Consider the following 13,579-nt stretch of genomic DNA (forward strand, 5'->3'; position numbering starts at 1 on the left):
CTGTTTCTAGCAGGGCTTTGTCATATTTGGTTTAATTAGCGATCTAAATTCAAGTTATGATTCGCTTTTGTACGCGTAGTTATAGTAGCCGTATCCATAGCCGTATGAGTTAGATGCTTTTTTCTCAACTGCATTGAGAATCACACCTTTAACTTCAACGCCTGATTGCTCGAAGCGACCTTGCGCGACTTCAATCTCCTTCAAAGTCGTTTGATCAAAACGAGCGACCATCAGAGTTGTTCCTGCAAGCGCGCCAACAATGCTTGGGTCGGTAACTGCGAGTACAGGCGGCGTATCGATGATGACTAGATCGTATTGTGCAGACATCTCGTCAACAAAGCTCTTGAAGCGAGGGTGCATAAGAAGTTCTGACGGATTTGGTGGTACTTGGCCGCGAGTCACAACATCTAAATTATCAATGGATGTAGATTTAATGATGTTGCTAAGGGATGTCTTACCGCTCAAGTAATCAGAAAGACCGTTGTCCCAGCGTAGACCGAAGCATTGCTGCAAATAACCTTTACGCATATCCGCATCAATAAGCAGCACTTTCTGACCGGTTTTCGCAGCGACGGCCGCAAAGTTGGTCGATACAAATGTTTTGCCGATAGATGGTGCAGGACCTGAAATCATAAGAACGTTATTCTTCGCTTCCATCATTGCAAAGTGCAAGCTAGTGCGAAGACTACGTAGAGCCTCAATGGAAAGATCAGCTGGGTTAGCTTCCGCTAGAAGGACTAGCTCATTGTTGCTGCCTTTGTTGCGCTTAAGCTTGTTTGCAAATTCCAGTTGTTGAATAGATTTTGGAACGCTTGCGTAAACTGGCATGCCAATCTGTTCAATTTGATCTGGTGTTTCCACACCACGGTGGAATGCTGCACGAATTAATACGAAAGCCACGCCTGCCATACCGCCAAGCAGTGTTGCTAGCACAACGATAAGCGCTTTTTTCGGCTTGATTGGCTTAGAGAAAGATTGAGCGTTATCTAAGATTCGAACGTTGCCAACTGTTCCGGCTTTAATAATGTTGAGCTCTTGAACCTTGTTCAATAGTTGGATGTAGATTTGTTGGTTTACTTCTACATCGCGTGTCATACGTAGAACTTCACGCTGTGTTTTCGGTAACTTTTGAACTTGTTTATTAAGACGTTCTTTCTCTTTTAGTAGTGTTTCACGTTTATCAAGTAGCGACTTATAAGCTGGGTGATCCTGTGTGAAGCGTTGGCTGATCTCACTTTCTTTGAATGTAAGCTCATTTAGCTGTGCTTCTAACTCAACCATTACTTTCAGCGTTGACTGAGCTTCAAGGCCTAAATCGATAGATTCATTTTCTTGACGGAACCGATTTAAAACGTCTTCAGAAGCGGTCAGTTTTGTTTTGATGTCTGGGAGGTGACCTTTCAAGAACTCGAGGCTTTGCTCTGCCTCTGCAGAATTTCTTTGAACGTTTTGTAAGAAGTAGTTTTGGCTAATGTCGTTCAAGATATCTTGAATCTTAGCGCGGTCTTCACCAGAGAAGCTTAAAGATATAATCCCGGTTTGCTTACCACGTTCGCTAATCGATAAGTTTTCTTGAAGTTTATTAATTGCATCTAATTTACTGATTTTGCTGACCGTGAATGAGTCACCAGTTTGAGCCACAAGTTCAGTCGCCAAAAACTGGTATCCATTCTTCTCAAGCAGTTCACCAACTTTACCTTCTAGAATGACGTTATTGTCATCTTCTAAGAGCCTGAACGTCTGTTTTTCAGAATCAATAACTTCAAGAGTTAAAGGAACGCCAACTGCGTAAGAAGGAGCATTAAATCGTGAAACGCTCAGACTGATTTGCTCACCTTGTAGTCGAGCTAGGCCTTTACCAATAATTGGCATGTAGTTTGGAGAAACGACAGTCGTTAAGTTGAACTTATCAACAGTACCGCCCAAGATCATACGAGATTTGATGATCTCTATTTCTGTTGTCGCTGATGATTCTGCTGAAAACAGCTCTCCCATATCACCAACCATCGCTGAAATACCACCTGAACTCTTACTTTCGATTTGGATAAGAGCGTCAGCTTTATAGATAGGTGTTGATAGAATGGCAACGCCGACGCCTATAATCGAAAATAGGACTACGGTACATAGAATGAGCCATTTGGCATCGAGAATGATCCCAAATAACTTTCCCAAATCGATCTCATCGTCGGCTTGACGTGATTGCTTAATAGTTTGTGTTGTCATTACTTTAACTTCTTAAATACCTTGCCATTGGCGTTTATTTAGCCTTGCGGCTTATAGTTTTTGAGACCACGCTTTTGCTGCTTTTTCTATAAGCGTATATGCATGTTCGAAAGCTTCTCTACTTTGTCTGTATGGATCAGGGATGTTTTGTTCATTTATCCACTGTCCAAACAGCATCGTTTTACCTCGTGCCTCAGGAGCGATTTTGGTTAAGGCTTCTAAATGACCTTTTTCCATAACCAATATCAGATCGTATTGAGCGCAAAGCTCAGGTGTTAATTGTCGTGCTTCGTGTCCATCTAAGCTTACGCTATGTTCGTTCGCGATAGTGGTTGCCATCTCGTCAGCAGCTTTTCCCGTTAGATGGCTCTTATCTACTGCGATTCCTGCTGATGCGACATGTTTGTTTGGTAGTAAAGACTGCAAAAGCCGCTCTCCTGTTGGAGAGCGGCAAATATTACCGACACAGACGACAAGAATATTAGAAAACAAATGCTTACCCTACTTTAAGTTGTATGCTTATGATCTCAACTGAATTGCTGGCTTCTTTATATTGCGCAATTGAGCTGAGTAGCTATCGATTACGTGCCGCAAGAGATAATTTTCTTGCGGCACGTTGTTTTACGGCCAAGTGCGTACTCGTAGTACACCTTCAGTTAGTTCATTAAAGCCGGAAATGGTTGGAACGAGCTGAGCAATCACACGATTCCAACGACTAACAGGTGCAGCCGTCACATAGACTATGTCGTAAGGGTTGAGATCAAACTCAGTACCAATCACCAAAGCAGAAGCGTCAGAAACATCTAGCTGATAAATGTCCGCCATTTTAGCTTCTTCTTTTGAACGTCTGATGACAAACACACCGGTAGCATCTGCGGAGATTTCACTGATACCACCAACGCTGCTAAGAGCCTCAGTAAGGCTCATGCCGCTACGATCAATTTTGAGTAATTTCGGATCGTTAACCTCGCCCATAACAAATACTTTTTGCGCATCGTTTCGAGGAATATGAACAATATCACCAGGCTTTAGAAGGCGGTTTTGAGTTAAATCGCCTTGTTGCATCAGAGCATACAAAGAGACGTTTTCAACAACGCCATTGCGTGTCAGTGTCGCATTACGCCAATCAGCCTCGGCAGCCAGTCCGCCAGCTCTATTCACAGCATCTAGAAGTGTAAGGGGGATGTTTGTAATTGGTTGTTGTCCTGGCTTGTTAACTTCGCCAGTTACATAAGTCTTTTTAGAGCGAAATGCCGCAACGCTTACATCGACCTGTGGGCTCTCAATGTATTTTGCAAGGCGGCTTGCAATGTCTGCACGAATCTGACGTACGTTTTTGCCTTCAACATGTACGACACCTATGTAAGGGTAGAAGATCGTGCCATCCGAATGCACCCAGTTACCCGCTTCGGCTGAGCTTCGGTATGAGCCCGCTGGGATCGTTAGCTCTGGGTGATCCCAAATAGTGATATTTAGGATATCGCCAGGTCCTACTTCGTATTCATATTTTGCGATTTCAATATCTAACTCTGGGTTTGGTTTTGAAAAAGGGTCCACTGAATTTAAAGACGTTACGCGCTCCAAAGTTAAGGGATAAACGGTAACCTGAGACTCTATATCACTCGATTCAGTGCTCATGACGGTTTTGTCACTGACCGAAAGGTGGCTACCAGGCAAAGTACACCCTGTAAGAAGGATAGGAAGTACTGATATCCCCAAAAATTTATTAAATGTGTTCATTGGTTTATAACTACCGAAAGAAAGTTTGCCGACTGAAATTGATTCATTCTAATTGAACTGCATTTCATCAATATTGATGATTTACTGCAGTTTTAAGCCTTTAGAAAGCGAGTCCATTCAGAATTATTTGTGTAATAAACACTCCAAATGGCTGCTAGCGACTTAGAGCTCTTAGTTTCATTAATGAAGGTGTGAAAATCCGACCCACAAAAAATAGTCAACTATTATCCATCTGGTTGCAATAAAGGCAACAAGTTACTTGAAAAAATACTGACGAATACATGACAAAATTGTGTCTATTTAACGTTATTGAGATGAATGCATGATTTTGCACAAGCAAACAGGCAAGAATGTGAAAAAACTCATGCCAAAGTTGTATGCATCCTATTTACACTATATGCAACTGCCGTTATGCTTCCTGTTGCGGTCGGATATAACAACAAATATTGGAGCTAATTTTGAAAATCAAACTTTTAACGGCAAGTGTGGCAGCAGTCCTACTAGCAGGTTGTGGTAGTGACAGCGACCCTGAGGTAAAAAGATACTCAGTTCAGGCTTATGACCCAGCTGTTATCGGCATGAAAGTTCAAGCAGTATGTGGTGGTGAGACATACGACGCGATTGAAAATACAACAAACTATGAAGGTATGGTTGGTAAAGCGCGTTTTGAAAATATCAACGTTGTAAATGCGCCAGGTGATTGTGCTTTCGTATTAACGCACACAGAAGATAGTAAAGACGCGTCAAATGGCAAACCTATTACATCTGACTACAAAATCCCTCAAGGCCTAGCCCAGGCGGATTCATTGGTAACAGGCTCTCCATTTACGACTTTGGTTGCTAACTCTTTAAAAGATGGTGAAGTATACTCTTCTGATATCGCTGAAAAAGTATTCGAGAATTTGGGTATCGATATCAATGCAAGTGGTAAAACAGTTGACGAAATCCTTCGTGATACAGAATCTGTAGTAGCAGGACTTGGCAGTGAGGGTGGTAACAGCGCACTTGCTACTCAGCTAGTTGCAACAGCAAACGTTGTATCAGATATCATCAAAGCGAACCCAACAGCTTCGCCTGAAGCTGTAGCTGTTGCTGCAAAAGCAATCACAGAAGATGTAATCGCGGCGAACCCAAATTATCCTGAGAATGATTCAGGTGACGTTATCTACGTAACGATTCCAGCTGAAGATACTCAGAAAGTTGTTGCTGATGTACAAGAGGCTATCGATAACGACATTCCATTAGAAGATATCGAACCTGACGTACCACAAATTCCAGATGCGGAAGTCGGTGAGCCAATTGAACCTGAAGATCCACCGGGTACAGGCACTGGCGCGACAGGCGGTAACTAAGCAAGCTTTTGCTGACAGATTCTAAAGGCCTCTTCAGAGGCCTTTTTTGATCCTATCGTATTGTGGTCATCACCTTTTAGTGAGCCCTTTTCTGTTTAAGTAAGGCAGGATGTGCGGACGTGATTCGCCAGCCAGTTTACTGGTGACTTCTTGTGACCAAGTACTCTGTTTTTGATTGCTCGAACGGTTTGCATAGTAGTTTTGCATAGTTTGGTCATACGTCTGAATATCATCCAAGTTTAGGTCTTGATACTGATTTTCATGCACCACGACATGCTTAGGTAGGCGAGGTTTTACTTCAGGGGCTTGATCTGGATGACCAAGACACATACCAAATAAAATGGCGGTATTTTTAGGTAAACCTAATAATTCGTCTACTTTTTGGGCATTGTTTCGTAAACCACCAATATACACACCTCCTAGTCCCATCGACTCCGCCGCAAGCAAGCAATTTTGTGCCATGATGCCCGAGTCTACAGCGCCTATTAGCGTTAACTCGGTAAAGTCAGCTTGAACATCTGGGTTGATACTGGCATGGCGCTGGTAATCAATACAAAACACCAAAAACTCAGCCGCGCTTTCAACGTACCCTTGATTTCCGGCATATTGAGCTAATAGCGTGCGTTTTTCTTTGTCGGTCACGCGGATAATTGAAACGACTTGCAACATGCTTGATGAGGATGCCGCAAGGCCGGCTTGAAGAATGGCATATAATTGTTCACTCTCAATCGGTTGTGAGGTGAATTTTCGAATTGAGCGGTGATTGAGAATTGTTTGAATCGTGCTGTTCATGGTGACTTAACATCCCCTGTTACGTTAAAGGCTGAAGACTCACCTTAGCGACATTTGATGAGTCGGTAAACTATCTCAAAAGAAAAACAATGCTTGGTGCATAAGTGTGAAGACGAATCGAGAATACACCACTCGTTCTGTTTGAGAGCGTATATACTGTTTTTAGAATCAATAATTTAAATGCAGTGGAAAATATGAAAGAACTCATTGTTCATACAGTTACGGTGTTTATGGGCTTCTTTGCCATCATGAACCCTATCGCCAATATTCCCATCTTTTTGAGTTTAACTGCTGATGAAGATAAAGAAACCATCCGTTCCATTGCGCTCCGCTCAGTCTTTATTGCATTTATTATCATCGCGATATTTTCTATTGCCGGTAAGTTAATTTTTGATTTGTTTGGTATCACGCTTTATGCATTGCGAATAACAGGCGGTATTTTGGTGTTTTTGATAGGTTTTAACATGCTTCAAGGTGATTCGACGCATCAGAAAACCAAAGAGAAGGCGTATTCACCAGCTCAGCAACGGGCGACATTGAGTATTGCAGTGTCTCCATTGGCGATGCCAATATTAGCTGGGCCCGGAACGATTGCTACCGCGATGAACTTTGCGACAGCGGGTGGTTTCGATCAAACCATTATTACTATCGTTTCTTTCGCTGTCCTTTGTGTGATCACCTATGTACTGTTTTTGTTTGGAGACAAATTGGTCAAAGCGGTTGGACCAAGTGCTCTAAATGTTGTGACTAAAATGATGGGCTTAATTCTAGCGGTTATTGGTACTCAAATGTTTATTGATGGCGCGGGCGAAGCCTATAAAACGGTTTTCTCCTAGATTTCTCTTAGACCTTGCCACCTTGGTTAAGCCCGCAATTACATTTCTAACGGGTACGGATTTTTTGAACTTTAGTTTTCATTTTCTAAGAGAGAAATAAATAGACTTCACCTATTTCAATAATAAGAATATTCAATTGTTGTGATTGCACGAATTTCATTACTCTTTTGGCAAGGAGAATGGGGGAAATATGGCAACAAAAGCAATTGTAGTAGAAGGTGGCGCGATGCGAGGCGTCTTCGCAAGCGGAGTGTTAGATGCGTTTTTAGAGCAGAGTTATAAACCGTTTGATTTTGCAATCGGTGTATCTGCTGGTGCATCAAATTTGATTGGGTATTTGACCGACTACCCGCATCGCAGTATTAACGTCATTACTAAGCTGGCCACAAGCAAACGCTTTTTTGACCCAACTCGCTTCGTTAAAGGTGGGGACCTCATCGATGTGAAGTGGCTGTTTGAAGAATCTAATCGCTTGTATCCCGTCGATGAAAATAAACTGTTTAATGGCGTTCCTTTTCTCGCAGCGACAACAAATGTAGATACAGGGCAGGCAGATTATTACCGCGTGACACGTGATAATTTTCACCATGCGATTGAAGCGACAACAGCATTACCGATTGCCTACAAGCATACCCCTTGTTTTTCTGGCGGTTGTTATACCGATGGTGGGGTCGCTGACTCTATACCAGTGCGTGAGGCTTATCGTCGAGGGGCTCGCGACATAACCGTAGTACTCTCTCACCCGCTGAATTATGCCAAAAAGCCAGTTAAGACCACATGGCTGATGAAGAAACTTTTTGCGGAGCACCCCAAAATGGCGGATGCGATGTTAAGACGTGCAGATAACTATAATCAATCATTGGAGTTTATTCGTAACCCTCCACCAGGAACACATGTTAGGGTAATTGCCCCACCAGATAATTTTCATGTTCAGCGCTTATCAATGCGACAATCCGTTTTACTAGAAGGGTATGAAATGGGGCTGATTGAGGGGCGAGCGCATCTCACTAGTTTATCTGGTGTTCATGGTTTAGACCGGGAAAGCTGTCATTTTTGCGTTTGATTATAAAAGAGCCTCATCGTGAGGCTCTTTTTACTTAATATTCAAAGGGTTATTTAGTTGACTTTATCCCAAGCCATCTCCCAGTGTGAACCTATTCCAGGCTCGTAATGGTTTGCGCTTTCTTTCCACTGCATACAGTAACCAGAGTATGGGAAAGGTTTACATTGATAAATGCCCCCGTCGCTGGCAAGCACTTTTGTGCCCGCCGTGTAGCTAGATAGTCCTTCAGGGAAGACAACATCGTACTCACCAGATGGTGGTGGAGTAACTGACTCTTCTTTTAAGTGAAAGTCGAGCGTTTGCTGATCCACCAAGTTGCCATCTTTATCCTTAATACGTGTTACGAGCATATGGTGACCCGGCTCCGATTTACTTAAAGCGAGCGATATCGCCTCTACCGAGCCGTCTTTCATTTCGTTTGCCCAACTTGCAAGTGGTTCGCGATGGTGATTGTAAACGGTGAGTTCTGCATTTAAATCGCCTTCAGCAGTTAGTGTCAGATCCAACGTTGTCGGTGTTGACTCAATGATATATTCGTCTGCTAAGCCATCTACTGTGAGTGAGTATTCTGGAACAGGAGTTTCAATGTTATAGCCGATCTCTACTCGCTCAAGGCCGCTATTTGCTTGCAGATACACCGGATTAGTACCATAAACAGGAGTGAATTTATCCTCTGCATACTGCCCGGCTTGCAGTTTTGCTTGTTCTTGGTTTAGCTTAGTCGCGAGTGCGTAAGACCAGTTTTTCGCTTGGCCCATTGCTGCATCGGTAATTTCTAGTTCAGTTCTATACGCTATGTTTTCACCTGCTTGATCAAATACGCGCGTATAAACCGAATCCCCAATATTTAAATCCATTGTAGGAATAATTTGACCGCCTTGCTTCCAATCTGGAATAACGGGACTGTCACCATCAAATTTCACATCGATCACGTTATAAAATGAGGCTGCAGTGTCGCCAACATCCCATACTGCCAGGATGACATGGTATCCCTCGCGAGTAGGCACATTACATTGATGGCTTACCTGTTTCGGGGGTTGAACCATATTGCCGTCGACGACACAGAAAGGAGTTAGATCAAAAGAGTCTCGTGATAGTGAAGCGTTTGGGTTCCAATCAGGCTTGGTGATGTAATATTTCCAGTCGCGCGTCACGTGGTTAGCGGTAAATGTCCATTCAAAAGTTTGTGTACCTGCTTGAATAGTGCGTTTTACCCAACGGTCGGCAGTTTGCTCATCAAGGGCAGCTGCTAAAGCGGTTTCGGCACTCGCTATTTTACCATCGCGAGGCCCTGTTTCGGGAAAGCCATCAGGGCCTTCAACGCTTTGCGGTTCATATTGAATCGCACCGCAGTTATTATTTTTTTCGTTAGTATCTGGCGTTGGATACTTACATAGTGCCGAGCGACTTGCAGCGACACCACCATTGGTTTCTGATACATAACCGTGAGCCGCAGCACCTGAGCTAATGCTTGCAAGTGCTAACGCGAGTACGGATTTGGTTGGAAATGATTTCATCACATGTCCTCTGTTATGGCTGACAAACTAGTGTCACACCCCGGCGCATGCTGAGCATAAAGCAACGCTACAGAAATTGGACTTCTGTAACACTGCGTCATGGTAACCCCGCTATCATGAGCATTCTTTTAGATTTTTAAATGCTGACAGACCGGAAGCTTTGCGTCCCACCCTTTCGAATGGTTTGCCGAAATGTGATTGAGCAGCCAAAATTTAGCTTAAGAATTTACATGTGGAAAAGTAAACGTCACTGACATGGAATCCTGTTCTCAAATTGAAAGATAACGATATCTTAACCTCGTCAATATTGTGCAGTGTCGTATTGCAAGGTATTGATTTTAATTTTGTTTTTATCCTTTTTATAGTCATGGTGAATGAGTGGGGGTGGGGATAAGTGGAGAGGAATCGTGCTAAGGGTGGAAGAAGTTCTGTCTAAAGGGCGGAGTGTACCGCCCTCTGGATGGTGTTATTTCGGCATAATGACAGTATCAATCACGTGAATGACACCGTTTTTAGCTTTCACATCGGTTGCGATGACATTTGCATCGTTAACCATGACTTTATCGCCCATGGTTTTAATCATCACATCTTGCCCCTGAACCGTAGTCGCTTTGTCTAGCTTAACAACATCGGCAGCCATCACTTTCCCTGGGACGACGTGATAAGTCAAAACAGATACTAACTTGTCTTTGTTTTCCGGCATTAAGAGCATGTCGACTGTGCCGTCTGGCAGTTTTGCAAAAGCGTCATCCGTTGGTGCAAAAACAGTAAATGGGCCTTCCCCTTTGAGAGTGTCAACCAGGCCCGCTGCTTTCACCGCAGCAACAAGCGTATTGAAAGAGCCATTTTCAGCGGCAACGTCGACAATATCGGCTTTCATCATGCCATGCTCATGAGCCTGAACGGGAAGCATAAAAGATAATGTCGCCATCAGTGTCGCCGCGATAACTAAGATACGTTTGAACATAATGTGTTCCTTACTAGTTGAGGGTACAACGGGTTCCCTGGAGTGTGTTTGCATTTGTACGCATCGTGATTGAAAGATGATCATCGCGTCCTACTTTCTTTTGAGGGTCTAACATGTCGCGCAAGAATTCGTCTGCCTTCTTGTTTCACATCAGCTCGTTTCCGCCACGTCCATAAGCGCTCTCTTGCTGCCTTAGCTGCTTTGTCTGGTGCGATAATAGGTGCAAGGTAACGGCTATCTGGCTGCAATTGATACATGACAGCTTCCATCTGGGTCATTGTCCAGGGCTCGAATAAAAGAGGGGGAGGAACCATTTGTAACTCAGGTACCCACTTGTAGATGAACGTACCGTTAGGATCATGTTCTTGGGCCTGCTTGATCGGATTATAAATACGGATTGTGTTAGTCCCGGTTACTCCTGCTTGCATTTGGAATTGTGGGTAATGAATTCCAGGCTCAAAGTCGAGAAACAGTTGCGCTAAATGCGTTACACCTACTCGCCAATCCATGTTCATGTGGTGAGTAAGAAAGCTAACCAGCATGGCACGCATGCGAAAGTTAATGTAACCAGTGTGGTGCAAACAGCGCATGCAGGCATCAATCAAAGGTACGCCAGTATGCCCGGATTTCCATGCTGCTAACTTTTCTTCATCGAAAGTACTACTTTGTTTAATCAATGGTTCGTAAGCCCGATTAACGCAGTAAAACTCCATGTCGTATTCCGATTCGAATTTTTGGATGAAGTGACAGTGCCAATGAAGCCGTGAAGACAATGCAATTAAGCTGCGACGAAACCCAGCGACTTGCCAGTGTTTCAAAAGGTATTGATAAACTTCACGCAAGGATATGTTACCCCAAGCGAGATATGGAGAAAGTCGAGTACAGGCTGTGCGTGAGGCTGTGGGACTAGAAATGCTTCGATAGTAATCACGACCTCGACGATGGAAAAAGTCCTCTAGTGTTTTCCAAGCGAGCCGGCTTCCTCCCGTTTGCATTCCTTTGCATTTTGATAGCCAGGATGATGGTGGCGAAAACGAACAGCCGAGAGCTTCTGCATCCAATGAATGCAATAAGTCGGTTTGGAGCTCAATAGGGCTTATTGAGGCTCTCATGACAGAGTCCCAATGTTTGTCCCAACCTTGCCGGTTTATTGCACCTCTGATTACAGCACCGTGTTCGAATTCAAACCAGTCGATGTTCTGCTCATACAGCCAAGCGGCAACTTGTCGGTCTCGTTCAAAGGTGCAGTTGAGTCCTATTTCTCGGTGAGAAAAAACAGCGTTGATTTGATATTGCGCTTGAATTGATTGGAAACATGCTAAGGCATCGTCAAACAGCACCGTGATTCGATGCCCATACGCTTTGAGCGTTTCATCCATGTCTTGCAGTGATTGCCAAACAAATCGCCAGTGGCGCTCAGAATAGTGTGGGTTGTTCAATAGCAATGGTTCAACAATATACAAAAGCACAGTTGGGTGCTTTGTTGATAATGCTTGAGTTAGTGGTTGATGGTCAGTCAGCCTTAAATCTCGCTTTAACCACACGACATTGATTGTTTGCATCGGAATCCTCTTTGTTTCCGATGTTGTACGCAAGTAAACCGAAGAAATCTCATCCAATGATCGGTTTTATTCTACAAAACGTAGAGGTAACTTTCAGGGAGGTGACACATGGCAATACCATTGAGTAAGTTACAAAAATACTTCTATGTAGACAAATTGGTCATTCATTCGCTTGATCTCGCATTGTACCAGGCATCTGTCGTGATTGATGGAGAAGCGCAATTTATCACTGATGACAACGGTATCTTTTTGAGGGCTCATTCCCTGATCGAGATGCAAAAGAAGTGCAGGAATATCAAAGCAAATAAGCAGGTTCTAGTGCATCAAAGTGCTTATGATGAAATGGTGGGGCTACCCGAAGGCAAAAGAGACAATCAACTAGAGGTATTGGTGAGGGATACAAAATTGTATTGAAAGAGTATTGGTGCGTAGTAAAAGCGAGCCACCTTACGGCAGCTCGCTAAATATAAGGAGAGTTGGGCTTAGTCTTGTTTACGCTGCGCTTCTTTTTGCGCGTACTTAGCGGCACGTCGGGCTTCTCTTTGCTTGGCACTTTCACCACCAACATGCTGCTCGCCTCGCTGCTCTGCAAGAACAACTTGTTTTTCACGCTCGCGGAATCGAGCAATTTGTTCTTCTGAGTGTGTGCCGTGACATTTTGGACAGCTCACGCCTTGCTCGAACAATTCTGACTGTTTGTCTTCTTCAGTGATCGGTAGACGACAAGCGTTACATAAATCGTAATCTGCTTTTTCTAGCTGGTGGTTCACTGCAACACGACCGTCAAATACGTAACAATCGCCTTCCCACATGCTCTCTTCTTGAGGAACTTCTTCAAGATATTTAAGAATGCCGCCTTCTAGGTGGTAGACCTCATCAAAGCCCTGTTCTTTCATGTAAGCCGTTGATTTTTCGCAGCGGATACCACCGGTACAGAACATCGCAACTTTCTTGTGTTTTGCCGGGTCCATGTTTTCTTTTACATAGTCTGGGAATTCACGAAAGGTTTCAGTATTTGGGTTTACAGCGCCTTTGAATGTCCCGATCTCGATTTCGTAATCATTACGTGTATCGACAACAAACACTTCAGGATCAGCAATAAGATCGTTCCACTCTTGAGGTTTCACGTAAGTACCCACTACGTGGCGAGGGTCTATACCTTCAACACCTAATGTTACGATCTCTTTTTTCAGTTTCACTTTGGTGCGATTGAATGGCTGGGTCTCAGAATACGACTCTTTGTATACGGTGCCAGTCAAACGAGGTTCGTTGTTTAGCCACTCCAGTAGCGTATCAATACCTGCACGATCAGATGCAACAGTACCGTTGATACCTTCACTTGCCAGTAGTAATGTTCCGCGAATATGGTGTTTTTCCATCAACGCAAGTAATGGCTCGCGTAGCTCTTGATAGTTATTCAGCTCAACAAACTTGTACAGCGCACAAACTACATACTGACTCATGAGGTTTCCTTTAAAAATACAGGTGGTCAACGACCTTAAAATTTTAGCGGCACGAAGTATACCT

General features: G+C 43.7%; 12 protein-coding genes and 1 riboswitch. Of the genes, 4 read left to right on the top strand and 8 right to left on the bottom strand.

The genetic code is table 11. The features are described 5' to 3' along the window. Window positions 1-54: 54 nt before the first annotated feature. The 3 genes from R7P72_RS05335 to R7P72_RS05345 all read right to left on the bottom strand — a co-directional run bounded on the left by R7P72_RS05335 (window position 55) and on the right by R7P72_RS05345 (window position 3,963). Complete coding sequence (locus tag R7P72_RS05335) at window positions 55-2,223, bottom strand: polysaccharide biosynthesis tyrosine autokinase (protein WP_005374875.1); 2,169 nt, start codon at window positions 2,221-2,223, stop codon at window positions 55-57. Window positions 2,224-2,274: 51 nt separating this feature from the next. After that, complete coding sequence (locus R7P72_RS05340) at window positions 2,275-2,715, bottom strand: phosphotyrosine protein phosphatase (RefSeq protein ID WP_031780905.1); 441 nt, start codon at window positions 2,713-2,715, stop codon at window positions 2,275-2,277. Window positions 2,716-2,844: 129 nt separating this feature from the next. Further along, window positions 2,845-3,963, bottom strand: a complete 1,119-nt coding sequence (locus R7P72_RS05345; RefSeq protein WP_017820139.1) for a polysaccharide export protein — start codon at window positions 3,961-3,963, stop codon at window positions 2,845-2,847. 458 nt (window positions 3,964-4,421) lie between these two features. Here R7P72_RS05345 and R7P72_RS05350 point away from each other — a divergent pair, with 458 nt between their 5' ends. After that, window positions 4,422-5,315, top strand: coding sequence for a hypothetical protein (locus R7P72_RS05350; protein WP_005374885.1), 894 nt, complete (start codon window positions 4,422-4,424; stop codon window positions 5,313-5,315). A gap of 69 nt (window positions 5,316-5,384) precedes the next feature. Here the strand turns inward: R7P72_RS05350 and nfsA are convergent, their stop codons facing one another. Then, a complete protein-coding gene (gene nfsA / locus R7P72_RS05355) occupies window positions 5,385-6,107 on the bottom strand; it encodes an oxygen-insensitive NADPH nitroreductase (RefSeq protein WP_005374887.1) in 723 nt (240 codons plus the stop codon). A gap of 194 nt (window positions 6,108-6,301) precedes the next feature. Here nfsA and R7P72_RS05360 point away from each other — a divergent pair, with 194 nt between their 5' ends. Continuing rightward, entirely contained in the window at window positions 6,302-6,943 is a 642-nt protein-coding gene (locus tag R7P72_RS05360; protein WP_213906948.1) for a MarC family protein, read from the top strand. Between the two features lie 190 nt (window positions 6,944-7,133). Then, entirely contained in the window at window positions 7,134-8,006 is an 873-nt protein-coding gene (locus R7P72_RS05365) for a patatin family protein (RefSeq protein WP_005374891.1), read from the top strand. Window positions 8,007-8,059: 53 nt separating this feature from the next. Here R7P72_RS05365 and gbpA read toward each other — a convergent pair whose 3' ends face one another. The 3 genes from gbpA to R7P72_RS05380 all read right to left on the bottom strand — a co-directional run bounded on the left by gbpA (window position 8,060) and on the right by R7P72_RS05380 (window position 12,052). Beyond that, the gene (gbpA, locus tag R7P72_RS05370) at window positions 8,060-9,523 is read right to left on the bottom strand and encodes an N-acetylglucosamine-binding protein GbpA (RefSeq protein WP_005374894.1); all 1,464 of its coding nucleotides are present in this window, start codon (window positions 9,521-9,523) and stop codon (window positions 8,060-8,062) included. A gap of 98 nt (window positions 9,524-9,621) precedes the next feature. Then, window positions 9,622-9,722, bottom strand: a riboswitch (cyclic di-GMP riboswitch). A 267-nt stretch (window positions 9,723-9,989) separates the two neighbouring features. Beyond that, the gene (locus R7P72_RS05375) at window positions 9,990-10,490 is read right to left on the bottom strand and encodes a fasciclin domain-containing protein (protein ID WP_005374896.1); all 501 of its coding nucleotides are present in this window, start codon (window positions 10,488-10,490) and stop codon (window positions 9,990-9,992) included. Window positions 10,491-10,570: 80 nt separating this feature from the next. Beyond that, window positions 10,571-12,052, bottom strand: a complete 1,482-nt coding sequence (locus R7P72_RS05380; RefSeq protein WP_005374897.1) for a cryptochrome/deoxyribodipyrimidine photo-lyase family protein — start codon at window positions 12,050-12,052, stop codon at window positions 10,571-10,573. Window positions 12,053-12,160: 108 nt separating this feature from the next. On the opposite strand from R7P72_RS05380, the gene R7P72_RS05385 reads away from it, so the two are divergent. Further along, a complete protein-coding gene (locus R7P72_RS05385) occupies window positions 12,161-12,466 on the top strand; it encodes a DUF6482 family protein (protein ID WP_005374898.1) in 306 nt (101 codons plus the stop codon). A 68-nt stretch (window positions 12,467-12,534) separates the two neighbouring features. Here R7P72_RS05385 and R7P72_RS05390 read toward each other — a convergent pair whose 3' ends face one another. Beyond that, window positions 12,535-13,515, bottom strand: a complete 981-nt coding sequence (locus R7P72_RS05390) for a rhodanese-related sulfurtransferase (RefSeq protein WP_005374899.1) — start codon at window positions 13,513-13,515, stop codon at window positions 12,535-12,537. Between the last annotated feature and the right edge of the window lie 64 nt (window positions 13,516-13,579).

Origin of the sequence: Vibrio sp. Vb0888, assembly GCF_033338835.1 — a bacterium.
GTDB lineage: Bacteria > Pseudomonadota > Gammaproteobacteria > Enterobacterales > Vibrionaceae > Vibrio > Vibrio alginolyticus.